The organism is Flavobacterium sp. OHVDL-2026-0007 (assembly GCF_059882335.1).
Map to the genome: position 1 here is coordinate 480,911 of NZ_CM187612.1, position 25,579 is coordinate 506,489.

Consider the following 25,579-nt stretch of genomic DNA (forward strand, 5'->3'; position numbering starts at 1 on the left):
TTATTTTTTCATAGCTTTTTCCATTTTCGCGAACAGGATATAAAGACCAGGTATAATCAGAAGTCCAAAAACAGTTCCGATAAACATTCCTCCAGCAGCAGCAGTACCAATAGAACGGTTACCAATAGCACCGGCTCCAGAGGCAATACAAAGAGGGATAAGTCCAGATATAAAAGCAAATGAAGTCATTAAAATGGGTCTGAAACGAAGTCTAGCACCTTCAATAGCGGCTTCGGTAATGTCTTGTCCTGCCTTGTTTTGTGCCATGGCAAATTCCACAATCAAAATGGCATTTTTGGCCAGTAGTCCTATCAGCATGACTAAGGCTACCTGAGCATAAATGTTATTGTCTAATCCTACTGCTAGTAGAGCAAGGTAAGAACCAAAAACACCAACTGGGAGTGATAAAAGTACAGGGAATGGTAGTAATAAACTCTCGTATTGGGCTGCAAGTAATAAATACACAAACAGTAAGCACAAGGCAAAAATGTAAATGGTTTGGTTTCCAGAGAGGATTTCCTCTCGGGTCATACCCGACCATTCCAGTTCAAACTTGTTAGGGAGTTTTTCGGCCGCGATTTTCTCAACAGCTGCAATGGCTTCTCCCGAGCTAACGCCATCGGCAGGTTCTCCATTGATCATCGCTGACATGTACATATTGTAACGGGTTAAGACTTCTGGACCATAAACACGTTCTAGTTTCACGAAGGTTGAAAAAGGCACCATTTCGCCAGCATCATTTTTAAGATACATATCCAAAATACTTTCTGGATTTTTTCTAAATTGTGGACTGGCCTGGACCATTACTTTATACATTTGAGAAAAACGAATAAAGTTGGTGGCATAAAAGGATCCCAACATGGTCTGTAGGGTGGACATCGCATTGTCTACAGAAACACCTTTTTTGGCAGCCAGATCATAATCAATATGGATTAAATACTGAGGGAAAGTGGCGTCAAAACTCGTAAAGGAATTTTGTATTTCAGGGGAAGCGTTTAATTCTTTGATAAAGTTTTTAGTCACTTCATCTGTGTTGGTAATCGAACCTCCTGATTTATCAAGTAAACGCAATTCAAAACCACTGGTATTTCCAAATCCAGGAACAGTAGGTGGAGCGAAGATTTCGATCTGTGCATCCGATATACCCTTGGTTTTTTCATTTAATAGGGCGATAAGTTCATCGACAGAAATATCTCGATCTTTCCAACCTTTCAAGTTGATCATACCCATTCCATAAGAAGCTCCAGCAATTTCAGTAACAATACTATAACCAGCAAGAGTCGTAACGTTGTCTACTCCTTCAATTCCTTTGGCAATACGGGTTACTTCATCGAGTACTTTTTCGGTACGTTCTACCGTAGCACCTTGTGGTGTGGTAACACTAACATAAACCATTCCCTGATCTTCAGAAGGTATAAATCCTGAAGGTAAGAATACCGAGGTTCCCCAAGTAAGAAGGCAGAATAAAACCAATAGTCCTATGGTCATAGAGCTTCGGTCTGCAAATTTAGAAAGTACTCGGATGTATTTGGTGGTGATATTGTCAAACCACGCGTTGAATCTTGCAAAGAAACGATCCAGTAGCGAGGTTTTCTTTTTATTAGGGTCGTGCGCTCTAAGCATAATGGCACATAGAGCCGGAGTCAATGTAAGAGCATTGATCCCTGAAATAACAATACTGATGGCCATGGTGAGCGAGAATTGTCTATAGAAAACACCAACGGGTCCACTAAGGAAAGCTACTGGTATAAAAACAGCCGCCATTACAATAGTAATAGCAATTACAGCGCCTGTAATTTCTTTCATGGCGCTTATAGTGGCCGGTAGCGGTTCCATATGCTCTTCGGTAATTTTAACGTGCACGGCTTCCACCACCACAATGGCGTTGTCGACGACAATTCCGATCGATAGTACCAAAGCAAATAAGGTAAGTAGGTTGATCGAGAATCCCATCATGGACATAAAGGTAAACGAACCAATCAGGGCTACTGGTACAGCCAATACAGGAATAAGGGTAGAACGCCAGTCCTGAAGGAATAAGAACACAACAAAAGCCACAAGAAGAAAGGCTTCTATAAGGGTTTTGATTACTTCATCAATGGAAGCATCTAGGAAACGAGATACATCGTAAGCAATATTGTAATTCATTCCTGGAGGAAAAGAAGTTTGTTCTAATTCCGCCATTTTTGCTTTGACGCTGGCAATCACCTCTGAGGCATTAGAGCCTGGGCGTTGTTTCAACATAATAGAAGCCGATGGTTTTCCATCTGTTTTGGAAACCATACCGTAGCTCATAGAGCCCAATTCGATTTTAGAAATGTCTTTTAATCGTAGGATAGTACCATCTTGATTGGCTCTTAAAGGAATTTCTTCATACTGTTTAGGTTCGAAGAATTTTCCTGAGTACTTGATTACATATTGAAGTTGACTGTCTAGTTGTCCTGAGGCTTCACCCACTTTACCTGGAGCGGCAGAAATGTTTTGCTTCTGTAGTGAAGCGATCACTTCATTGGCGGCGATGTTATACGAAAGCATTTTTTGTGGATCAAGCCATACTCGCATTGAATACTCTTTTTGCCCCATGATTTCGGCACGTCCTACACCATCAATACGTTTTAGTTCTTGAAGAATGTTGATATCCGTGAAATTGAATATAAATTGTTCGTCTTGAACTTTATCAGTACTGGTTACATTGAGGTACATCAACATACTGTTGACCTCCTTTTCAGTGGTAACCCCAGCGCGTATAACCTCTTCGGGAAGTTCATCCAGGATAGTTGTTACTCTGTTCTGGACGTTTACCGCTGCCAGATCGGGATCCGTTCCTACCTCGAAGAATACTTGGATAAGAGTTAGACCATCGTTTGAGGTAACCGTTGACATATAGGTCATTCCCGGTACACCATTAATGGCTCGTTCTAAAGGCAGTGCCACCGCATCGGCGGATACTTCAGCGTTTGCACCAGTATATTTTGCTGTTACGGTTACCGATGGTGGAACAATATCAGGGAATTGTGTAATGGGCAGCTGGAATAAGGCTAATAGTCCCAGCAATACGATCATAACCGAAATGATTAATGACAATATTTTTCTTTTGATAAATAACTCTATCATTTTAATTTTGTTTTTTTAAGGGTACTTAACTAGAAGATTACAAACTCGCGCTTTCAATTTGTTTCATAGCGATCTTGTCTCCATCTCTTAATGATTGTGTGCCTTCTTGCACAATAACATCATCTTTCTTTAATCCTTTGTGCAGTATGTACACATCGTCAAGGGTGCTGGCAATACTAATGTTGGTCATTTTTACGATACCTTGTTTGTTTACCACAAAAACAAATTGCTTGTCTTGAATGGAGAATACAGCCTTTTGAGGGATCAGCATGACATTGGTTCTCGGCTCAGAAATAATTAATTTCCCTGATGTTCCATGTTTAATAAAACCATCTGGGTTATGAAACTTAGCTTTAAATTGAATAGAACCTGTCTCTCTGTCAATTTCTCCATCAGCACTTTTTAGTTCTCCTTTTCGATCATACACCACACCGTTTGGTAATACTAGTTTGATATCTCCATTGGTATTAAAGCTTTTGTCGGTCATCATTTGAAAATAGATATTTTCAGGGATAGAGAAATAAGCATAAACATCATCTAACTGGGAAAGGGTGGTCAGTAGAGAACCATTTTCTACTAGACTTCCTTCTTTGAAAGGAATTCGGTCTATGGTTCCTTCAAAAGGTGCTCTTATTGCCGTAAAACCGATTTGCTGACTGATAGATTTTTTTTCTGCCACAGCATGAGCAACTTTAGCCGATGCAGCATCGTGTTTTGCTTTAGATAATTCCAATTCTTGATTGGCAATTACTTTTTTAGTGAAAAGCGTTTGGGCTTGCTCGAGCTCTACAGTCGCAATTCTCAGGTCAGCGATCGTGCTTTTATATACGGCTTGGGCTTTGATTAGTTGTATTTGTAGTTCGGCATCGCTGATCTTAAAAAGAAGCTGTCCTTTTTTTACTTTTTGACCCTCACTAACAAAAACTTTGTCTAATAATCCTGGTATGCGGACGTGAATTTCAACATTGTTTTTGGCGTGTACATCGGCAACAAATCGATTGGATACGATGGTGTCAGTTAAGCTGATCTTGTACACCGGTAGTGTTTTGATATCGCTAATGTCTTTCTTGGCTTTGTCAGCACAAGAGGTAAGAAATAAAATGGATAAACCATACAATAGAAATTGCTTTTTGTAAATGTTCATAATGAATTTTTAAAGTATTATATAGAAATAGATGCTCCCTAAACATCAGGAATAGGGAGTGGTAAAACGTTAAATTTTGAAAATGGAATAGGCGGCAGTGCTCCCCTTGAAAGGGCTGCCGTTTTGCAGAAGTTTTTTTTACAAGACTATAAGCTCTTTTGCAGGAGGCTTATATAGGCCATGCAAAAGGGTTTAGGGTATAAAAAGAACGAGACTAAAATCTAGAAAAGTTGGTATAAATGTAAATGAGAATGTAGCTGAACCTGGTACAGATTAGCCATACCGTAGATTAGCCCATTTTTTAAGATCTTGAAAGGAACCAGTTCAATGCAGTAAAGACTCTTTAGTATAGAACTAATGGAACCTGCAGTACGATTTTTGAGATTGTTTTTCGATACAAAATGAATGTCTAGATCACCAGACATCGAGAGCGTATACGATTCTATTTGAGGTATTTCTAAAGCTAGAAAAAGCTCTTGTGCCTGACCACTACTTCGTTCAGAAGGATATTTATAGAATTCTGAGCTGCCTAGAAAGGAGAGCAAGAATAATAAAATAATAGAGATGAACTTAAAGTGTTTCATGGTTCGGTAGACAGATTCTTTTCTTTTTACGAGCTAAATAAAGGGTTAAAAATAGGATATGGCGCCAAATATAGTAATTTACGAAGTTAATGTTTATTAAAATTTCTTTAAATAATTGGTCTTGAAAAGAATATAATAACTAGTTGCTTTATTTGCAGTGCTTTAGTTTATTATTATTGTGGGATTGATTTCTTAGTGTTTCCAGAAAGAGTTATAACGCACTGATCTAGAAGTAGCCGTATTTTGCTCTCTAGCAAGAGAAAGCCTTCTTATTATAGGGGTTTGTGACCTAATTCAAATAGACTTAAGGCAACTGAGTTTTGTTTTGCGGGAGGACTTCATCCTTGTTTTTTTGATGGAATGTCACCCTATTACAGGTCAATTTATTTACAATGTTTTAATGTTTTGCTAGGCTACAGTTTTACGGATTAGTTTAATTTGCGCCCTGTTTCTGTGAGTTTGCAAGTGTCAGAGGCAGTTCATTCTCTGAAAAGAGCTAAGACTTAGTGAAAGAGATCAGAATCTGAGGGTAATAAAATTCGTGCTATTTGTTTCTAATAAATTATTATCTTTCTTTTCTAATAAAATGAAATTCTTTTAAAATAATTAAATATGAAAGGTAAAAGGTGGGTTGTTTTGTTTGTAGTTCTTTTTAGTGTGGGGGCATTTGCTCAAAAAAACAGAAAAGTGGTTTTTATCATTGCCGATGGTATTCCTTATGATGTGATTCAGTCGCATAGTATGCCCAATTTGAAAAAAATGGTAAAAAAAGGAGCTTTGGTTGAGGCTTATGTAGGGGGTGAAAAGAATGGCTATTCTCAAACACCAACTATTTCTGCCGTTGGTTATAATAGTTTGCTAACGGGAACCTGGGTAAACAAGCACAATATATGGGATAATGATATTGCAGCGCCAAATTATAATTATTGGAATGTCTATCGTTTTTTTAAAGCACAATATCCAAACAAAAAAACAGCCATTTTTTCTACTTGGGAAGACAATAGAACCAAATTAGTGGGGAGTGCGGTAAAAGAGGCTGGTAATTTACAACCTGATTTCGTTTTTGACGGTTACGAACACGATAAGGTTCAATTTCCACATGATAAAGACGGGCATTTTTATAATAAAATTGATAATTTTGTGATCGAAAAGGCCTGTGAGACTTTTAAGAGTTCAGCTCCAGACCTGTCTTGGATTTACCTAGAGTATACAGATGAGATGGGACATCGTCATGGGGATAGCCCAGAGTTTTTCAATGCGTTGAATCAACTCGATGCGCAGATCGGAAAATTGTATAGTACGATCGAACAAAGGGAGAAAAACAATAACGAAGAATGGATGGTCATTTTAACAACAGATCACGGACGTGATACTTTTGGTTTTCATCATGGAGGACAAACCAATAGAGAACGCAATACCTGGATGGCGACCAATTATGCGGGGATGAACCCTTATTTTAAGAAACAACAACCCGGAATTGTAGATATTGCACCAACCATTTTGCGATTTTTAGACGTGGCCATCACTCCAGATCAGCAATTTGAAATCGATGGTGTACCGATGATGGGAGAGCTATCGGCTATTAATCTTTCCATGAAAAAGAAAGACAATAAATTAGTCTTGAATTGGACACCTATAACGGGCACTGGAAAGGCAAAAATAAAACTAGCTACCACGAATAAGTTTAAAGAAGGTGGTGCAGATGAGTATAAAGATGTTCAGGAAGTGGATGTAAAATCAGGACATGCAGAAATCGATATCACCACTGCTCAATCTGATTTTTATAAAGTGGTGGTAGAAATGCCCTATAACACATTAAATCGCTGGTTGTTTACTAAATAGTAGTTTACTGCTGTCTATACTATAGGGGTATCGTATACTGCATGATTTATAAAAAAGGATTTAAAATTTAAAAGGAAAAGAAGTGAATAGGATTAAAAAGACGGTGGTCATGATTATGGGATTATTTTTTGTGGCTATGTATGGCCAAGCACAAAAGAAAGAGGTTGCGGCTAATTTCAATGTGCTTAGTAAAGCACAAAAAAAGGAAGGTTGGCAATTGTTGTTTGATGGTAAAACGACCAAAGGATGGCATACTTACAACAAAACGGCTTTAGGATCTGCTTGGAAAATTGAGGATGGGACTTTACATCTGGATGCTTCTCAAAAAGACGGTTGGCAAACCGCAAATGGAGGGGATATCGTATATGACAAAGTTTATAAAGATTTTGCGCTAAAAATGCAATGGAAGGTTGCTAAGGGCGGGAACAGTGGTGTGATGCTTTATGTGCAAGAAGAAAAACAATATGAGTATCCTTGGCAAACAGGGATAGAATGTCAAGTGCTCGACAATCAATACCATGGAGACGGTAAAATTGACAAATGCCGAGCGGGAGATCTGTATGCATTAGTGGGCTGTAGTGAAGATGTGTCCAAAGGAGCCAACCAGTGGAATGAATTAGAGATCATCAGTAATCATGGTAAAATAGAGGTGACTTTGAATGGAAAAAAGGTAATTTCTACTTCAGTGTGGGATGAGAATTGGAAGCAATTAATAGCGAAGAGTAAATTTAAAGACATGCCCGGATTTGGCAGTTTTCAAATGGGAAAGATTTCTCTTCAGGATCATAATGCGGAGGTTTGGTATCGAAACATCATGATTAAAGAACTACCATAAAGGACTATAAGACGGCGGCCTAATTCTAGGAGAATAGCGGAATATGCCCCAAATGAATTGAGCCTAGTGTTATCTCTTTGGAGATAATACTAGGCTCAAAATGTTTTATAAAACGTCGCTTTTAATTCTCTGAGAAAGCTCCTATTTGTTGTAAATGTTTCTCTGTTTGGTATTTATTGAAATTATCCCAAGTTGGAGCAGCAGTTGTTTTTTGTCCGTACATGGCATCCAAGCAAATATTGTTGTCTTTGTATTTATCGTGTAAAACAGCTAAAATTTTAAAGAAAAATTGGTCTAGCATAACAATAGCTTCAAATTCAGACTTTAAGGTGTTGTACTGCGGATCCGATGAATTTAATAGCTGTAAGAGATCAAGTACTTCTTTCTTTTCTTCTTCATTGATTGTAGTGGTGTAGCCTGATTTTAAAGTTTTAAAAACCAAGTTGTTCCAAATCACACTGTCGTGTCCCCATTGTATATCGGGTAAATGCAAGGAGTGCTCACAAATGAGAATAATTGCAAAAAGAACATCGTTTAAGTAGGCGGCAGGAAACTCGTCAAAACTTCTGAATTCAAAACCGCTTTGGTACATTTTTTCTTGATTAAAATCAAGACCTACGTCAGAAAGTAATTCGTATTCCATTTCTGCTTCAATCTGATCGCGCCACCAAATGTTTTGCTCTTTATCAAATTTCAGTAGTTTTCTAAAATCATCCACATTATAGGTTAAGATTTTACCTTTTGGCATGGCTTTATTATAAGTACCTACGCCTATATAGCGAGACATGGCATTTCTCATCGAACCCAAAGTGAATTTTTTATCTAAACTGTAGGTGTCACTTATAACGCCCATAATGTCTGGACTGCCCAAAGTAGCGATGAAAAACGGCTCAAACCATTGCAATAAATAAATGGCATTGGCATGTGTCTTTTCAAAAGCATCATAATCTACAATCCTGCTATCTTGTGTTAGAGTGGGTAAGGTAATATGAAAATGGTAGGTTCCATTGTTAAATAAAACTAGGTTTTCTTGATTGGTCATGAACATATTAAGTCCATTGTTGTACTCAGGGAAACTTAATTTTCCACTTAGTACGGAGGATTCATTGATTTTATCAAGGAATAATTTTTTGGTGGCTTTTAATTCTTTACAAGAATCAATAACGGTTCGATTTTCAAAGTATTTGGTTACAAATTCGATAGCATCACCATCAAAATGAACAGCCCCCATCGTTTTGTTTCTTTGGGTAATCATGCTTTGAATGTTGTAGGGTTGCTGCTCAAGGAAATGTTCCATGATGGACTTTCCTAGGTATTGAGGGTTTTCGATTGGCTCTGGAGCCTGCTCAATAATTGCCGCGTCCTCAACTAATGGTTTTTCTACCGATAATGTTTTGTGCTGGTAATTGATATCCAGCTTTTCCAGCGAGTGACTGTTGATCATTCGACTTACTTTATAGTTTTTAGCCAAATCAAATGCTTTTTCGAGCACTGGGGCTAAACTATCTGGTTTGTAACATTTTCTATAATCAATACTGTATTTCTCAAAACCAATTTGTTCTTGTATAAATTCACCAGAAACTATTAGGGATTCTTCAAATTGCATGTAAGTTTCATTTTCTAATCCTATTCCCCAATAATATTTTGTTGTCTGATTGTCTTTCATTTATACTAGTTTTCTTTTTAAGGTTAATTAAAATTATGTAAAGGCATTGTTTTTTTTTAATCGGAAACAAGAGTTTAATTCATTGTAAGCCAATGATTAAAGTCTTTTGAGGGATGAAACCGTAGGGTTCGCATCCATGAAAAAAGTTTTTTTTACTTTTAAAATTGAAGGAGTCTATACGTTAGTCTCAGAAATTTGTACCTGTATCGACTGAAAGATTGATAAAAGAGTAAAATTTTATAATGGGGTTATAAAATCACTATTGTTATTAATTACTTTTATATCAATAATTTAAATAGAAGGATAGCTTAATTATGACTTTTGCTATGCTTGTTTTCCCAAGTTGCAAAAGTAGTACTTTTTTTTGTTATTCGCAAGTGCTTAATGTGTTGATTATCAATAAGGGGGATAAAGCCTTTGTGTAATCAGGGATTGTTTTTATTTAAGGATGGTAATAAAACACATATGACGAGTATAATTCATCTTTCCACCAGTCTTTTCTAAGTTCTGAGAAGTAGTTGTAATTCAGCTTTCCTGCCTGCGATTGCAGGGGGTAGACTACCAGACCGTTCTCTCGATAGGCTTGGTGTTCATCTGTTTCGGGAACAATAGGAACAATATGTCCAGAGAGTCCTTTTTCTCTTCTTTTGGCACAAATAATTCCGATGCCCCCATGGGTATTTACTTTATTTTGTATTTCATCAGCTGTAGCGATTTCTTCCCATCCAAAAAAACCTCCCCATTGTGGAAACCAATCGGTAAGGGCACTGGAGTAAATGCGGTCAACAGTCTGTCCGAAAATAGCTACTTGTTCCTGTCCCGAGGCCAACTTTTCTAGAGCGGTCTTGTTCCACCAAACTGTTGGGAGGTATACTTTACTGTAATAACAATAATCATAGGCATACACATTACAATAGGTGTCGTCAACCGTTCTCTGGTATCGGAGATTATGAGCAACATCGAGTTTATCAATGAGTCGGCCTAAACTTTCTTTTTTACTAGCAACATTAGTCAAATCTCTATAGGGAATACTAGGATCTACCATAGGATGTTGTTTTCTTTTTACAGAACCTAATTGAGAATCTATATGAGGGAATAAATCAGCTTTTATTATTGGATTATTGGATATAATATGATTCGTTAGTGGTAACGATGTTGTTGGTAGGGTATGTTTTTCCATCTTGACTACTTAAAATTAATTGGCCTAACGTTATTAATATTGACAATTTGTCTAACGAAATTTGATTAACCAAAAAGTAAATATAAGGATTTTAAGTTTTACCCAAAAAGTTAAAGTTAAAGTTATTGGCATTTTTTGCGGTATTTTGAAGATTATTACTGCTGTTTTTTGTACAAAGAAAGTCAAGGTTAGCGCCTGATCCTTGGGTTTATTTGGCTTTTAAATATTCTTTCGAAATTTTTCTCTGGATCACATCACCCCAATAAACCGAACGTTTGTAATTTTTTTCATTCCCTAAAAACAAACTATGGAAGACTTTGTTTCGGACTTTGCGAAATTGAGGAAACAGATTGGGCAGTGGAATTTTAGCGATCTGCAGTCGGTCGCTGGTTTCTTTGTCCAATAGAAAGCGAACAAAACTCGTATGTAAGTAGTGCAGCGTTTTCTTTTGATAGACTTTTTGAAAAACATTAGAAACCAAGGATTCTTCCTCTAGGGCTTTGGCAAGTGTTCTGGAGTCTTCGTCAGCAGAAAGCTGAGTGGCGGTCCATAAGTAAAATAGTTCAGTAGCCTCTTTTTTATTGTTAGGAAGATAATCTGCAGGGATTCCTAGCAGGTACCCGACATATTTCCAGAGATGAAAAACACCAAGTTCTTCTTTCTCAGAAATACGAAGGCCGAGTTGGTGTAATCCATGCATATAGATTAAGCTAAATCCGATACTAGTGGCGACCATGTCTGCAAAGTTGATCGGTTCTCCCCATGTTTCTTTATCCCAGTCTGGACACTTTTCTTTGATCATGATTCTGGAAAAGGAATGCATCATTCGCGTTCTGAAGATATACTGATAGCCTTCTTGATCGGGCTGTAAAGCTCCATTTCGAGTGACTTGAATCCAGAAGTCTAATGTATCGGTTATTCTTTTGGCAGCTCCTTTTTTTAAAGCTCCTGTATAGATTAAGGGTTTGTTGAGATAAGCATAATCATAGCCCCCCATAAGACTATAATCGCGTAGTGCGATTAAGGCATTGGTTCCACTGCGCATGGATAAAGCACTGCCGTGAGTAACGAGCTCTTGATCTAACCAATCGGGAATTTCCTGCATCTGTAGCATCATTTTCTTTGTGCTTTGTGGAAAATCATCCTCAGCTGAAATGGTCGTTTTGGACAATTCTCGAATAGTGGTATAGGCTTGTTGAAAATCCTTTCCATAAAAGATTTCTTTGGAGGCCTGATCCCCCAAAAGATCATATTGGGTTCTTATGAATTGGTAATGATCAAGCGCTTTAGGATTGATAGTGGCTCCAGACCATTTTATGAGTTCATTACCATTGCCTTTTTTCCAAAAATACGTAAAGTGCTCCTCCATATGAAATCGGGATTAGGGCCGCTCGCTTGAGTCAGCCTATGATTTATCTAAAAATACAAAAAAAAGCAAGCGCAGGACAGTCTTAAATATTTTTTTATTGATTCACTTGAATTGGGTGCTTTGCAAGGGAGAGCGCTGTAGTTTTTGTAATACCTAGGCTTTTGTTTTTCATGGAAAGGCTGCTTTTAAAATGCACTAGTAGGCCAAGGTTATTGTTTTAAAATGGTAGAGAGTTGAATTGCTGATCTTTAGTGTTTTGTAGTAAAAATAGTTTTATATTAGCCCATGGAACAGCTTAAGTTCGCAACCATGTAGATCAATTGGGATAGATACCTTGTTTTGTAAGGGGAGTAAAACCGTACGCTAACTGAAGTGTCATCCTAGCTTGAAAATAAATAAACCAAAATTAAAATGCGATCCCAATGAAAATAGTTTTGAATTTCATGTTTCTAATTCTAATAGTTTGTAATACTTCTGGACAACAGACTAAAAGGATAAAATCAGAAGATGTACAAAGTAATTACAATATTCAAGACAGTGTTTTGGTAAAAACAAAAGATGGAACCATAATCTCTGTCATGGTGGTGCGCAAAAAAGGAGATGAAAGTGCAAAACCAGTAATACTTCAATCCACCATATACGTAAGAGATAAGGGCAGAGATCTGGTTAAATTAAAGGAAGCTGTCGATCATGGATACATCGGCGTAATAGCTTATGCAAGAGGAAAAAGATTTAGTCCCGATGAAATATTTCCATACGAGAATGATGGAAATGATACCTACGACGTGATTGATTGGATTAGTAAACAAAAATGGTGTAACGGAAGTGTGGGTATGTATGGGGGGAGTTACAACGGTTTTACCCAATGGGCTTCTTGTAAAAAGAAAGTGCATCCAGCTCTTAAAACTATCGTGCCTGCAGTAGCTGCAAGACCAGGGCAGGGGCTACCCATTGAAAATAATGTTTTCATAAATCCCAATTATGAATGGGCCTTTTATGTGGGGAATAACAAATCCCTAGATACGATAGCGGGTAATGATAGACAGCGTTTTAGAACCATGCAAAACAAATGGTGGGAGACAGGAGCAGCATATCGTAAATTAGACAGCATTGATGGAGCTCCCAACAAATGGTTTCAGCGGTGGATTAAACATCCTTCTTTTGACCAATATTGGCAAAGTATGACGCCCTACCAAGAAGATTTTGCCCATATAAACATTCCTGTTTTGGCATTTGAAGGGTATTATAACGATGGACAAAGTTCAGGTTTGTATTATCTACGAGAACTTCAAAAGTATAGCCCGCAAACGCAAGCTTATCTCATTATTGGACCCTATGGACACTTTGGTACCCAAGTAGGAGGAGAGGCTATTTTAAATGACTACAAAGTGGATTCGGTGGCCTTATTCAATATCACTAAAATTACCTATGAGTGGTTTGATTACATTTTAAAGAAAGGAATAAAGCCATCGATGTTAAAAGACAAAATTAATTATCAAGTGATGGGGGCCAATGAGTGGAGAAGTGCTCCATCCATTGATAAAATGAGTAATGGTTTTCTACACTTTTATTTGAGTACCAGTAAAACGGGAGAGTTCTTTGCTTTGGATGCCAAAAAGCCCATTAAAAAAGCTTATCTCTCACAAGAAGTTGATTTTAAAGACAGGGAAAATAGTACCAATGCTTATTATTATCCCGACCCTATGATAAATAAAGGAGCAGATAGCAGTAGTGGTTTTAATTTTGTCAGCGAGCCTTTGAAAGAAGCTCTACTACTAAATGGTTCTTTTTTAGGGGAGATAAAAGCGAGTATCAATAAAAAAGATTTCGATTATGGGGTAACCTTATATGAAATAATGCCAAATGGGGACTATTTTCATTTGTCTTATTATATTGGTAGGGCCAGTTATTCAAAGGATATTACTAAAAGAACATTACTTGCACCCAATACTATTGAAACGATTCCCTTCTCCAATACCCATTTGGTCAGTAAAAAATTAAATAAAGGAAGTCGATTGCTCATTCATCTTGACGTAAACAAAAATTCATTTTCAGAGCTCAATTATGGAACAGGTAAAACAGTTACCGAAGAAACCATCAAAGATGCGAAAGAACCCTTAAAAGTAAAGTGGTATAACGATAGTTTTGTGAAGATTCCGGTATTGAAGATTCCCTAACAAAAACAATAGGCTTACCTCTTAGTTTATGTACTAGTAGAAGCATACCTTGACTAATAAGAAGCAGGTAGGGTGATCTACAATTAATTTCCTCGAATTATCTTTTCAACGTTTTCTTTTGTATGCTCTGTCTGACCAGAACAATTAAAGGTCGGGCAAGCTTTATGCTATTTCACTAATCCTTATCCTTGATTCAAAACAAATTCAAACAGTTGTTTGTTTTGAGGATAAAGAACATTTCTCTTTTGCCTTTTAGTTGCTCAAATAGTCGTTAAAAAAGTTTACTATTTGTAAACAATGAAGTTTTGGTAGCATCGCTTTATTAACCACTACAAGCGAAGGGTTCCCTTGTTGGCTAATTAAAATCCCACTTTAAAATTGGCAATTTCTCCTGTATTTAAAGGGATGCCGCTATGCTTTAGGTCTACTTGTATCGGGAGTCTTTTTACAAATCCTTAACAAAGGAGTACTTGGAATTTCCTTTTCTTTAACAATTAGATAATTTTCATTTATTTACTATTTATAAAAATCATTGTTTATTTGCTGTGATAAATTTAATATTTGTAAACAAAATAACAATGAAAACATTTTTTAAAGCAATTTTCATTTTTTCAGTTGCACTTTTTACATCAAACATGTTTGCTCAAAAGGCTACGATAAGTGGTACGGTAACCGACGCGCAATCGCCATTGCCAGGAGCCACTATTATACTCTCTAATAATCAAAAAGCCACAACGGATTTCAACGGTTACTTTACCATACAAGATGTAAGAACGGGGAGTTTTGAATTAGAGATCTCCTATATAGGCTACGAAGTAAAGCGTATTAAAGTAGCGCTTAAAGACGGTCAGAAATTGGATTTAGGGACTATTGCTTTAGCAGCAAATTCAAAAGAATTAACGGAAGTTGTGGTAAAGGGGATGAGTCTTCGAAATAGTGAAGCCAGAGCCTTGAGTATGCAAAAAAAATCAATGAGCATTGTCAATGTAATTGCTGCCGATGGGATTGGAAAACTTCCGGATCGTAATGCTGCAGAAACAGTGCAACGTATGCCAGGAGTTTCTATTGAAAGAGACCAAGGGGAAGGACGTTTTGTTTCAGTGCGTGGATTGCCGCCTTTTTGGTCTTCCACCACTATTAATGGTAACAGAATACCAACAGCCGAAGAAGAAACTACTTCAAGAGCTACGGCCTTTGACTTTTTTCCTTCAGATCTGATTGCCTATGTGACCGCTACAAAGGCCCTTACTCCTGATATGGATGGGGATGCCATTGGAGGTAGTGTCAATTTTATTACCCAAACAGCTCCCGCTAAAAAAACATTTAAAGCAAGTGTTTTTAGTGGCTACAATCAAAAGGCCGATAAAGGAATTTATAGTGGATCTGTCACCATTGGTAATAAAAGTAAAAATGGAAAATTTGGATATATTTTAAATGGTACCTATTGGGATAGGAATTGGGCAACGGATAATTACGAGGCCAGAAGACAAGGAGATCAAGGGGTTTACCGCTTAGAACTTAGAGATTATACGGGTATTAGAAAAACCACAGGTTTGAATGGAGCTATGGAATTCAATCCTTCATCCAAAGATAAAATATATCTAAAAGCTACTTACGGGGGACTTTCGGATACGGAAACACATTACAAACACAGAATTAGATTTGACAAATTCAATAAGGATACCAATGCGCTAACAGTGGAGCAACAGAATATTCACAACGAATTAAAAACGCAATTTATTGGCCTGGATTTAGGAGGGAAACATCAATTGACCAAGGGTACTTTGGATTGGAATCTAGCTTCTTATAGAAATAGTTTTAGATACGGGAATATTCCCAATGCAGAAGACAACAGTTATTTTTTAATTCAATTCAACCAAACTGGAGTTGGGGTTAAACCAGAATACTTTAATACGGTGCCTTCATCCAGTGGAGGAGCAGGTGGACCAAGAGCCTATTGGGCAGCGGATGGAGGAATGTTAGATCCTAAAAATCCAAAATCAGTATTTGATTTTTATGCTGATCCGAACTTTAAAACAGATCCTACAAAAATGAAGTTCTCCACTTTGGAACTCTATAAAATTAGTATTGTTGAAAGAGATAATATTATTGCGGGTGTCAACTATGAGCATAATTTTAATGAAAATCTTAAAATGAAGTTTGGAGCTAAATTAACCGATAAAGATCGTATCGCTACTTTTAGAGATGAGTATTACAGTTGGACCGGATCGGCTAACCCTTATTTATCAAACTACAGTCAGGACTTAATCCAACAGCCTGGAGGAGTAGATTATTTTAGAAAAGAAACAGGAACGACCATAGGAAATAGTTTTGGTCCGGTGTTATCGCCCAATGGTATGAATAATTTATACAATACATCGCAAGCTAATTTGGTTTTAAACACGGCAGATTCTCAAATTCCAGAATTAGGGAAAGGTTTAGGAAGGAACTTTAATGTTGGGGAAACAACTTCTTCTGTGTATGCGATGTCTACATATTCTATTTCGGATAAATGGACCGTATTAGGAGGAGTAAGACTAACCAATACCATTACACAAGTAACTGGGAAAACGGTTGAAAATGATAAGGTAGTGGATGCTAATAACACCAAAACCTACACCTCGGTACTTCCGATGCTACATGTGAAATATGCTCCAATGGAGAATTTAAATGTTCGTTTTGCTACGACCAGAACATTTGCGAGACCGAACTTTGGAGATATCTCTCCTGCGGGTTCGCTTAACACCATTGATGGGGAATACGCCGGAGGAAATCCAAATTTGAATCCGACTTATTCGTGGAACTTCGATATGTTAGGAGAGTATTTTCTTGATGAGGTAGGGGTGATTAATGCAGGGGTTTTCTATAAATCCATTACGGATCCTATTTTTGATGATACTTATCAAGGGACCATAAACGGAATTTCGGATATCGAAATTAGTTCTCCTAAAAATGGGGGTAATGCCTGGATAGGCGGAATAGAATTTGGAATTACAAAACGATTCAGCTTCTTACCAGGATTTTTAAAATATTTGGGAACGCAGTTTAATGCTACACTGATGAATTCGGAGATGACTCTTGGTCAAAATACGAATAATCCAAGTGGAAGAAAAGTGTCTACTCCTTATCAAGCCAAAGAACTTTACAATTTGCAATTGTTCTATGAAAAGGGAGGTTTTAACGTAAGAGCTGCTTTTAATCATAAGGGAGCCTATGCCGTAAGTTTTGATGCCAATGCAAAAAATACAGATATAAACGATATTTATTATGGTAAGTACAATTCTCTTGATTTTTCAGCCTCTTACAAAATAGGGGATCATTTCACCCTATTCAGCGATGTAAATAACGTTCTAAATGAACCGTTGATGTATCACTTTGGAGAAACGCCAAATCGACCAAAACAAGTAGAGTATTACGGAATGAAGTTTAATCTAGGTCTTAAATATAATCTTTAGACAACTTTAAGTTAACCCTTTGAATGTAAGTAGGTTTTATTTTTACAGTTTATTTTTTTTAAATCGACTATGTTCAAGGGTTTTTAAACCACAGCTTCTTCGCTCAATTTCACATCACAATTATCACACTAATAGAAAGAAACTAATGTCCAAAAAAGCATCTAATTTCAGGTTCGTCTTAAAAACATCTATAGCAGCGTTTGGCACCTATTTTTGTATGTACGCCTTCAGAAAGCCCTTTACGGTGGCTACATTTGACCATATGGCTTTTTGGGGAATTGATTATAAAATATTATTGATTTTGGCCCAGGTTTTAGGGTATACTTTTTCTAAGTTTTTAGGAATCAAAATCATATCAGAGCTAAAATCATCTAAAAGAATTTTGTGTTTGATCAGTTTTATTGCTATTTCTGAGTTAGCCTTATTGGGGTTTGCGCTGGTGCCAGCACCTTATAATATTGCGTTCCTCTTCATAAATGGACTGCCATTGGGAATGATTTGGGGAATTGTTTTCTCTTATATAGAAGGAAGAAAAACCACAGAGTTATTAGGTGTTATTTTATGCTCCAGTTTTATTGTATCCTCAGGCGCAGCAAAATCAGTTGGGACCTTTGTGCTGCAGGTATTGGGATGCAACGAGTTTTGGATGCCATTTGTTTCAGGATTGATTTTTGTAATTCCTTTGGTGCTTTTTGCTTTATTTCTAGAAAAAATTCCAAGCCCTGACGCTGAGGATTTAGCTTTAAAATCAAAAAGAAAGCCCCTAGGGAAAAAAGAGCGTGCTAAATTGTTCCAACAGTTTGCTTTTCCGCTAACGATCATTATTGTATTTTATGCGATGCTAACAGCCATGAGGGAATTCAGAGATAATTTTGCTAGAGAACTTTGGGATATGTTAGGGTATAAAGAGAGTATCTCGATCTATATGTATTCGGAGATTCCTATTGCTATATTGGTACTGGTTATTTTAGGGTTTTTAGGAAGTATGAAGAACAATTATAAGGCTTTCAAAAATTATCATTTAGTATTATTTTTAGGTTCAGTACTCATCGGAATAACGACCTTTTTGTTTCAAAAGCATCTCTTGTCTCCATTGCCGTGGATGATCATTTCGGGATTTGGGATGTATGTTTGTTACATACCGTTTAACGGATTGTTTTTTGATCGCATGATCGCCACATACAAAATTGATGGAAATGCAGGATTTCTGATTTATATCGCCGATGCATTTGGTTATCTAGGAAGTGTTTTGGTTCTGTTTTTCAAAAATTTTGCCGACAAGAAAATTTCCTTATTAAGTTTTTTTACCACTTGTATTTATCTGTTATCTTTTGTGGGCATAGTAACGACAATTATGTCCTACCATTATTTTAAGAAGAAATTCAAGAAAACAATTAAAATTAACACCAGCCCTTTATACAGCTAAATAAAGGAAGAATTAAAATAAAAATAAATGACACACATGAAAAAGAAATATGATTTAATCATAGTTGGATCAGGAGTTTTAGGCACATTCCATGCTTATCATGCCTTATTAAAAGGAATGTCGGTAGCTATACTGGAAAAAAACAGCAAACCTGAAGGCGCTACTGTTAGAAATTTTGGACAGGTAGTACCATCAGGAATGGATCAGAAATGGCAAAATTTCGGAAAAGAAAGTCTTGCTATATATAAAGATATTCAATCCAAGTTTGATATAAATCTGCGTCAAAACGGTACTGTTTATTTGGCATCCAATGAAGAGGAAATGCAATTAATAGAAGAGTTAAATCAAATTAATATCGCCAATGATTATACGTCAAATTTGCTGACAAAGGAGCAATGTTTGGCAAAATACGATGGTTTGCGTGCGGATTATTGTATGGGAGGTTTGTTTTTTCCACAAGAGGTGACCGTGGAGCCTTCGACGATGATTCACAAATTGCATCAATACATGATCGCGAATCTGGGACTAGATTTATATACCAATACGACCATTGTCAATACCGAAAACCGATTGGATGAGGTAGTAGCGACTACAGCCATTGGATTGGAATACCACGCTTCAAAAATCATTATTTGTAACGGTAGTGATTTTAAAATATTATATCCTGAAATTTATAACAATAGCGACTTGGTGGTTTCTAAACTTCAAATGTTGCAAACCAAGGGTCAAAAGAATTATAAATTAGATGGGTCTATACTCACGGGATTAACCATTAGAAGATACGAATGTTTTGAGGAATGTCAATCGTATGCTGGAATCAAGGCAAAAGAAGATCCCAATAGTTTTGAGAAAAAGTATGGTATTCATATCTTGTTCAAGCAAGCCATGGACGGATCGGTAATTTTGGGAGATTCGCATGAGTACGCTCCTGCAAAAGATATCGATTCATTGGGATTTGATTTGAATATGGATATTGATAATTTCATGATTGAGGAAGCCAAAAAAATAATTGATTTGCCTACTTACGAAATACAGAACAGGTGGTTTGGTATGTATTCTCAATGTAAAACCAAAGATATTTTCGAGCATACCATTGGAGATAACATTCATATCATCACCGGTATTGGAGGTAAAGGAATGACTGGAAGCGCAGGATTTGCTAAACACAATATCGATAAGCTTTTTAATCTTAGATAAACATAATTTTTACTACTCGCCGAGCATGTAATGCACATGTAAATAAAAAAAAATAAATACGATAGAAAATGAAAATTAATGAAATTGAAATGGTTGTTTTTGATATGGCCGGAACCACAATTGATGAGCAAAACATAGTTTACAAATCCTTGCATAAAGCGATTACTAAATTTGGTTTTGATGTTTCTCTTGAAGAGGTATTGGCTGTAGGAGCAGGAAAGGAAAAACATCAGGCTATAACCGATATAGTAAAACACCTGAATAACCACGACACTCAAATAGTCAATTTAATCTTTGATTATTTTAAAGAAATATTAGATCAGGAATACCTCACGGCTACTGTTTTACCCATTGATGGAATTGAATTGGTGCTGGAACATCTTAAAAAAGATGGGATAAAAATAGTTTTGAACACGGGCTACAATAGTCATGTGGCCAATACCTTATTGGAAAAATTAAATTGGCAAAAAGGACTTCAGTTTGATGCCTTAATAACGGCCAGTGATGTGAAACAGGGACGACCTTTCCCAGATATGATTTTTAAAGCCATGCAATTATTTGGGATTGTAGATGCTTCTAAAGTGCTTAAGGCAGGGGATTCTGCTGTGGACATTGAAGAGGGGAAAAATGCCAAATGTGGTATTACTATTGGCGTTTTATCGGGTGCACAAACAAGAATACAATTAGAGGAGGCAAAACCAGATTATATACTGGATTCTCTTGCATCATTCTATACTATATTGAATTAGCAATAAAAAATATTGAATTAGTGTTTTGTTTTTTCTAGAAGGTTATCTCTTTTTTTAGGAGGTAACCTTTTTTAACTACTACTTTCAGAATAAAAATACAATACCAACATAATACAATTCTCAGTAGTTCTATTTTCTGGGACATGGGGAAGTCTTCCATTAAAACATAAGGAATCGCCTTCGTTAACCAGTACTTCGACATCGTCGATAAGGTAAGTGACGCTTCCTTTGATAATGTATTTAAATTCCCAAGCGTCGGTAATCACCTTTTCACGTTTGCAATTGGGTTCAACCTCCAGAATGACCGCTTCAAAACCTATAGAATTAATGCTTTTACTAAAAATGTGATGGTAGTTAAAACCTTTCGTTTCCGCCTTGTCTTCTTTTTCTATTTTTTGGTAATCCTCTTTTTGAATATGAATGTACTTGGCATTTTTGGTATTCTCAACCCCTTCAAAAAAGAAACTTACATCGGTGTTTAGAGATTGTATCAGTTCAATTAAAACGGGTAAGGAGGGAATGGTTCTGCCGTTTTCAATTCTTGAAATCAAACCATTACTAACACCAGCTCTATTGGCAACCTCGTGTATGGTTAAGGCATTTTTTTTTCTAATTTCTTTTAACCTTTTTCCAATACCAATTAAAAAATCGTCCATAATAAATTCTTCAGTTTAAAACGTAAATATAATACAATTAGAACTAAAGGTTCTGTAGTATCTAAGAATAAAATTGGGTTTAATTTTTTTCAGTTGTAACCAAATTAAGGGGCACTAAGGAAAACAAAAAAGCAAATGAACAAGACTAAGGTTGCCATTATTTTTATGGATGTTTGCCTTCGTGTCAAATAATGATTTGCAGTAGTGTTATTCCTTCTTCTTACTGAAATTTTGGTATCTTTGTGAATATCAGTGCCAAGTCCATGAGGGCTGCTGAGAACAGACAGTAGGTTGTACACAATTATTCACATCTAAAAATAGAAAGCATGGAATCAACTTCTCCTCAATTCGATCCTGCCAAGTACAAAAAAACGACTCATGACCAATGGCAAGAAGCTGCAGCAGCTTGGTGTCGTTGGAGCCCTACGCTAAACAACTGGCTTGGAAAAGCAACAGAGAAAATGTTAGAAATGGCTGAAATTAGTAATGGACAACAAGTACTTGATGTGGCTGCTGGTGCTGGAGAGCCCTCGATTACCACGGCTAAAAAAGTGGGCGTTGCAGGTCGTGTTTTAGCTACAGACATCTCTTCTAATATTTTAGATTTTGCTAGAAAAATGGCTCAGGAAGCCGGAGTAAGCAATATCGAGACAAAAGTGATGGATGGTGAAAACCTTACACTTGATGATGCAACATTTGATGCGGTTATTTCTAGAGTGGGACTCATTTATTTTCCGGATCAACAAAAGGCCTTGAAAGAAATGTTGCGGGTATTAAAGCCTGGTGGAAAAGTAGCCGCAATTGTTTATTCAACCCCTGATAAGAATTTATTTTTCTCTGTTCCTGTAGGTATTATTCGCAACCGTGCTAAATTACCAGCTCCATTGCCTGGTCAACCAGGACCTTTTAGTTTAGGTGGGCCTGGTGTAATTGAAAATGCATTTTTGCAGGCAGGTTTCAAAAATGTGAAGGTGGAGTTTATAGATGCACCGTTGATGTTTCCATCAGCAAAAGAGTGTGTGCAGTTTGAAAAAGAATCATTTGGCGCTTTGCATCAGATGATGAGTAGTTTATCCGACTTGGAGAAAGAGGCAGTTTGGAAAGATATTGAAAGAGAATTGGAGCGATTTGAGGGAGAAAAAGGTTTTATTGGTCCTTGCGAAATGGTGGTGGCTGTTGGCGAAAAAAGTAACTAACCCGTATTTATAAAACTTGTATATGAAATTATTACTTCAGTGGACAATTATTATTCCGGCGCTAGCTTGGATTCTTTTTTTTAGTGGACTTATCAACCAGAGTAGCTTTTTTCAAATTGTAGCGAGCATACTGCTTATACTCAGTGTGATGTCAGCTGTACATCATTCTGAAATTATAGCCGAGCGAGTAGGAGAGCCCTATGGAACCATTATTTTGGCCATATCAATAACTGTAATTGAAGTTTCCATCATTGTATCTCTTATGATCTCAGAGGGAGCTGAAGCTGCTTCATTAGCAAGAGATACTGTATATGCTGCAACTATGTTGATTCTTAATGGGATCATTGGACTCTGTCTTTTAATTGGAGGTCTGAAACATTACGAACAGAATTTTTCTGCCTCTTCTGTAACCATTGGCTTGGTTTCACTGGTTTCGATTATCGTGTTTACCTTGGTGTTCCCGACCTTTACTGAAAGTGTTGCAGGATCTTATTATTCCATACCCCAACTTGTTTTTGCCTCTATTGCCTGCTTGGTTATTTATTGTTCCTTTTTATTTGCACAAACCAGTAGATACAGGCAATATTTCTTGACCATTGGGGCTGATGAAAATGAAGAGGTAGCTGAGCCAATAAGCATCAATAACAGTCTTTTTGCGACCAGCTTTGTTTTTTTGATCATCAGCTTGGGTATTGTGGTATTATTGGCTAAAACGCTTTCTCCTACTATTGAAAGTATTATTACCAGTTATAATCTACCAAAGACTTTGGTAGGGGTGGCCATTGCAGCCATTATTTTATTACCAGAAGCCATTGCGGCCATCATAGCAGCAAGAAAAAACAGATTGCAAACCAGTATCAATTTGGCCTTGGGTTCTGCTTTGGCGAGTATTGGATTGACCATTCCTAGTGTTGCAGTAGTTTGTATCCTTACGGATATGCCTATTATTCTTGGACTTGATATCAAATCTATTGTATTATTAGGGTTGTCCGTGTTTACTGTAATGTTGTCGTTAAGTAGCGGGAAATCCAATATTGTGTACGGAGTTGTGTTGCTTGTAAATTTGTTTGCTTTTGTATTCTTGATGATCTATCCTTGATACATAAAGAAAAATGGTGTACCTAAAAAGGGCTACAAGGATATATTTTATGCTGTACCACCAGATTAGAACGATTAAGAAACAACAGTAAAGTTTATAAATACCTATGGAAGGAGTTGAATTCAATTCGCTCATCATGGGAATAACCAGATTCTAAGAAAAATATAAAGAACAAAAAGAAGCCCATTTCCAAAAAAGGAATGGGCTTCTCAACTTGTGACTAACAGCATTAGTACTTAAATCATTTAGGCTATTAAAAAAAAGAACCGGCCAAATTTCTTTGCCGGTTCTTCAAAAAACGAATATTTAAGTTCCTTTGTAACCTGGATTTTGTGCATCCAATAAAGTTTGATCACTAGTTAAAGTGCTTAAATCTATTGGCCAAAGTATTTTGTGGTTTTGACCAGAAATATTATCCAATACACCAGTTAAAGGCAAATCTTTTCTGAATACTAAAGGATTTCCGGAAGCATCTTGCATACGACGTAAGTCATACCAAATTTTAGCTTCGGCAACAAATTCTTTTTGTCTTTCAGCGAAAATAGCCAATTCGTTTTGTTCGAATGAACCATTTGTGTAAACGGGAGCAACGCCTCCACCACCAGCATAAGCACGGGTTCTAATGGTATTAATATCTGCAGATGGGTCTTGACCTTGTTTGTTTTTAATCTCGGCCAACATTAAGTAAGCTTCTGATAAACGGTATATAGGGAAATCATCTGTGAAGGCACGAGCGCCGTCAACAACTGTACCGATAAATTTACGCAAGTTAGTGGCGTGAACCGCTCCTTTGTTGAAGTTTAAGAAGGTAACATTAGCTCTGGTATCCGCCGCATCGTATTTTTGATATAAAGCGTATTTGTATTCGTAGCGAATAATAGTTCCACCTCCATTTACCTTTAATGGATCACTGGCAGGGATGGCTACTCCTTTGTCGTCAACATAACCCGATAATGGATCTGTAATAGCATAAATGAATTGGCCATAACTATTAGATGCCTCCCCAAAACCATATCTCAAGGCAAAAATAATTTCATTATTTCCTTTAATGGCAGCTGTAGCAGCTGAATTAAACACATTTGCAAAGCTTGGTTGTAAACTATATTTTGGAATAACCGCTTCTACCGCAGCTCTAGCAATTGCTAAATCAGCCGTAGTAGTTGCTGGTGCTGCTCCGTCAATCTTAACTTTAGCAGACCATAAGTATACTTCAGCCTGCAACATTTGAGAAGCTCCTAACGACCATTGCGCTTTTTGCATTTTGTTGGTATAATCTCCAGCAAAACTAGCAACTGATTTATTAACGTCCTCTTTGATGAAGTCTAAAGTCTCTTTTTCAGTCGCTGTACGTGGCAAATAAGCCTCTTGAGCAGTTGTAGGCGTGCTAATGGCTACTTTCGGTTCTTTCGCTAGTGGCACTCTTCCAAAAGTGCGATACAATTGAAAATAGTAAAATGCTCTTAAACCATAAGCTTGTCCTAAATAGTAATTTTTGTCTGAAGACGCTAAATATTCTGCTTTTTCTACTTGGTAAATGAAGTTGTTTACTTGATATATAGCGAAATATAATCCTGCCCAGCTAGAGATACCAGGTGAAGATTCTCTTAAATCTTGAATGATAATAGATCCTGAGTTCAAAGAAGCAGTTCCAGTAAAACTAGTACCGTCTCTTAAAGTACCTCCTCTAAGTTCTCCTAAGTTAAACAATGTAAACTGAAAACTTCTAAGTTGGTTGTGTAAGCCTACCATAGCTCCATCTACTTGTGAAGGAGTTTTCCAAAAACTTTCACCAGCGTAATAATCTTCTGGAGCCAAATCCAGTTTATCGCAAGCATTAAACGTAATTGATAACGTCACTAATGCAATTCCTATTAATATCTTTTTCATGGT

At 36.9% G+C, this 25,579-nt stretch carries 17 protein-coding genes; 9 read left to right on the top strand and 8 right to left on the bottom strand.

The window, feature by feature from the left end; genetic code table 11:
• The 3 genes from AC51AA_RS02020 to AC51AA_RS02030 form a co-directional block, all read right to left on the bottom strand.
• A complete protein-coding gene (locus AC51AA_RS02020) occupies positions 1–3,114 on the bottom strand; it encodes an efflux RND transporter permease subunit (protein WP_500704079.1) in 3,114 nt (1,037 codons plus the stop codon).
• A gap of 37 nt (positions 3,115–3,151) precedes the next feature.
• On the bottom strand, positions 3,152–4,258 hold the full coding sequence (locus AC51AA_RS02025; protein WP_500704080.1) for an efflux RND transporter periplasmic adaptor subunit: 1,107 nt from the start codon (positions 4,256–4,258) through the stop codon (positions 3,152–3,154).
• Between the two features lie 221 nt (positions 4,259–4,479).
• Positions 4,480–4,842 carry a hypothetical protein gene (locus AC51AA_RS02030; protein WP_500704081.1) on the bottom strand — a complete coding sequence of 121 codons (363 nt, stop codon included), beginning with the start codon at positions 4,840–4,842 and terminating at the stop codon, positions 4,480–4,482.
• Between the two features lie 612 nt (positions 4,843–5,454).
• Here AC51AA_RS02030 and AC51AA_RS02035 point away from each other — a divergent pair.
• On the top strand, positions 5,455–6,684 hold the full coding sequence (locus tag AC51AA_RS02035) for an alkaline phosphatase family protein (protein ID WP_500704082.1): 1,230 nt from the start codon (positions 5,455–5,457) through the stop codon (positions 6,682–6,684).
• 82 nt (positions 6,685–6,766) lie between these two features.
• Positions 6,767–7,519, top strand: coding sequence for a 3-keto-disaccharide hydrolase (locus tag AC51AA_RS02040; protein WP_500704083.1), 753 nt, complete (start codon positions 6,767–6,769; stop codon positions 7,517–7,519).
• A gap of 121 nt (positions 7,520–7,640) precedes the next feature.
• On the opposite strand, the gene AC51AA_RS02045 is transcribed toward AC51AA_RS02040, so the two are convergent.
• The 3 genes from AC51AA_RS02045 to AC51AA_RS02055 all read right to left on the bottom strand — a co-directional run bounded on the left by AC51AA_RS02045 (position 7,641) and on the right by AC51AA_RS02055 (position 11,734).
• Positions 7,641–9,185 (bottom strand): hypothetical protein, encoded by a 1,545-nt coding sequence (locus tag AC51AA_RS02045; protein ID WP_500704084.1) that lies wholly within the window; start codon positions 9,183–9,185, stop codon positions 7,641–7,643.
• Positions 9,186–9,627: 442 nt separating this feature from the next.
• A complete protein-coding gene (locus AC51AA_RS02050) occupies positions 9,628–10,365 on the bottom strand; it encodes a hypothetical protein (protein ID WP_500704085.1) in 738 nt (245 codons plus the stop codon).
• Positions 10,366–10,573: 208 nt separating this feature from the next.
• Entirely contained in the window at positions 10,574–11,734 is a 1,161-nt protein-coding gene (locus AC51AA_RS02055; protein ID WP_500704086.1) for an oxygenase MpaB family protein, read from the bottom strand.
• Between the two features lie 422 nt (positions 11,735–12,156).
• On the opposite strand from AC51AA_RS02055, the gene AC51AA_RS02060 reads away from it, so the two are divergent.
• The 5 genes from AC51AA_RS02060 to AC51AA_RS02080 all read left to right on the top strand — a co-directional run bounded on the left by AC51AA_RS02060 (position 12,157) and on the right by AC51AA_RS02080 (position 20,738).
• Positions 12,157–13,911, top strand: coding sequence for a CocE/NonD family hydrolase (locus tag AC51AA_RS02060; RefSeq protein WP_500704087.1), 1,755 nt, complete (start codon positions 12,157–12,159; stop codon positions 13,909–13,911).
• 578 nt (positions 13,912–14,489) lie between these two features.
• Positions 14,490–17,366, top strand: coding sequence for a TonB-dependent receptor (locus tag AC51AA_RS02065; protein WP_500704088.1), 2,877 nt, complete (start codon positions 14,490–14,492; stop codon positions 17,364–17,366).
• Between the two features lie 145 nt (positions 17,367–17,511).
• Positions 17,512–18,792 carry a DUF5690 family protein gene (locus AC51AA_RS02070; RefSeq protein ID WP_500704089.1) on the top strand — a complete coding sequence of 427 codons (1,281 nt, stop codon included), beginning with the start codon at positions 17,512–17,514 and terminating at the stop codon, positions 18,790–18,792.
• Positions 18,793–18,828: 36 nt separating this feature from the next.
• Positions 18,829–19,989 carry a TIGR03364 family FAD-dependent oxidoreductase gene (locus AC51AA_RS02075; RefSeq protein ID WP_500705667.1) on the top strand — a complete coding sequence of 387 codons (1,161 nt, stop codon included), beginning with the start codon at positions 18,829–18,831 and terminating at the stop codon, positions 19,987–19,989.
• A 68-nt stretch (positions 19,990–20,057) separates the two neighbouring features.
• The gene (locus AC51AA_RS02080; RefSeq protein WP_500704090.1) at positions 20,058–20,738 is read left to right on the top strand and encodes a phosphonatase-like hydrolase; all 681 of its coding nucleotides are present in this window, start codon (positions 20,058–20,060) and stop codon (positions 20,736–20,738) included.
• Between the two features lie 71 nt (positions 20,739–20,809).
• Here AC51AA_RS02080 and AC51AA_RS02085 read toward each other — a convergent pair whose 3' ends face one another.
• Positions 20,810–21,394 (bottom strand): helix-turn-helix domain-containing protein, encoded by a 585-nt coding sequence (locus AC51AA_RS02085; protein WP_500704091.1) that lies wholly within the window; start codon positions 21,392–21,394, stop codon positions 20,810–20,812.
• A 326-nt stretch (positions 21,395–21,720) separates the two neighbouring features.
• Between AC51AA_RS02085 and AC51AA_RS02090 the strand changes: the two genes are divergently transcribed.
• Positions 21,721–22,590: a class I SAM-dependent methyltransferase gene (locus AC51AA_RS02090; protein ID WP_500704092.1), complete on the top strand. Its 870-nt coding sequence runs from the start codon at positions 21,721–21,723 to the stop codon at positions 22,588–22,590.
• 22 nt (positions 22,591–22,612) lie between these two features.
• Positions 22,613–23,689 (top strand): calcium:cation antiporter, encoded by a 1,077-nt coding sequence (locus tag AC51AA_RS02095; protein WP_500704093.1) that lies wholly within the window; start codon positions 22,613–22,615, stop codon positions 23,687–23,689.
• 306 nt (positions 23,690–23,995) lie between these two features.
• Here the strand turns inward: AC51AA_RS02095 and AC51AA_RS02100 are convergent, their stop codons facing one another.
• Entirely contained in the window at positions 23,996–25,576 is a 1,581-nt protein-coding gene (locus AC51AA_RS02100; RefSeq protein WP_500704094.1) for a RagB/SusD family nutrient uptake outer membrane protein, read from the bottom strand.
• Positions 25,577–25,579: the final 3 nt, after the last annotated feature.

Excerpts from the sequence above, each read along its gene's own strand:
- AC51AA_RS02020 (WP_500704079.1), bottom strand. The coding sequence starts at position 3,114 with ATGATAGAGTTATTTATCAAAAGAAAAATATTGTCATTAATCATTTCG.
- AC51AA_RS02025 (WP_500704080.1), bottom strand. The coding sequence starts at position 4,258 with ATGAACATTTACAAAAAGCAATTTCTATTGTATGGTTTATCCATTTTA.
- AC51AA_RS02030 (WP_500704081.1), bottom strand. The coding sequence starts at position 4,842 with ATGAAACACTTTAAGTTCATCTCTATTATTTTATTATTCTTGCTCTCC.
- AC51AA_RS02035 (WP_500704082.1), top strand. The coding sequence starts at position 5,455 with ATGAAAGGTAAAAGGTGGGTTGTTTTGTTTGTAGTTCTTTTTAGTGTG.
- AC51AA_RS02045 (WP_500704084.1), bottom strand. The coding sequence starts at position 9,185 with ATGAAAGACAATCAGACAACAAAATATTATTGGGGAATAGGATTAGAA.
- AC51AA_RS02050 (WP_500704085.1), bottom strand. The coding sequence starts at position 10,365 with ATGGAAAAACATACCCTACCAACAACATCGTTACCACTAACGAATCAT.
- AC51AA_RS02055 (WP_500704086.1), bottom strand. The coding sequence starts at position 11,734 with ATGGAGGAGCACTTTACGTATTTTTGGAAAAAAGGCAATGGTAATGAA.
- AC51AA_RS02060 (WP_500704087.1), top strand. The coding sequence starts at position 12,157 with ATGAAAATAGTTTTGAATTTCATGTTTCTAATTCTAATAGTTTGTAAT.
- AC51AA_RS02065 (WP_500704088.1), top strand. The coding sequence starts at position 14,490 with ATGAAAACATTTTTTAAAGCAATTTTCATTTTTTCAGTTGCACTTTTT.
- AC51AA_RS02070 (WP_500704089.1), top strand. The coding sequence starts at position 17,512 with ATGTCCAAAAAAGCATCTAATTTCAGGTTCGTCTTAAAAACATCTATA.
- AC51AA_RS02075 (WP_500705667.1), top strand. The coding sequence starts at position 18,829 with ATGAAAAAGAAATATGATTTAATCATAGTTGGATCAGGAGTTTTAGGC.
- AC51AA_RS02080 (WP_500704090.1), top strand. The coding sequence starts at position 20,058 with ATGAAAATTAATGAAATTGAAATGGTTGTTTTTGATATGGCCGGAACC.
- AC51AA_RS02085 (WP_500704091.1), bottom strand. The coding sequence starts at position 21,394 with ATGGACGATTTTTTAATTGGTATTGGAAAAAGGTTAAAAGAAATTAGA.
- AC51AA_RS02090 (WP_500704092.1), top strand. The coding sequence starts at position 21,721 with ATGGAATCAACTTCTCCTCAATTCGATCCTGCCAAGTACAAAAAAACG.
- AC51AA_RS02095 (WP_500704093.1), top strand. The coding sequence starts at position 22,613 with ATGAAATTATTACTTCAGTGGACAATTATTATTCCGGCGCTAGCTTGG.
- AC51AA_RS02100 (WP_500704094.1), bottom strand. The coding sequence starts at position 25,576 with ATGAAAAAGATATTAATAGGAATTGCATTAGTGACGTTATCAATTACG.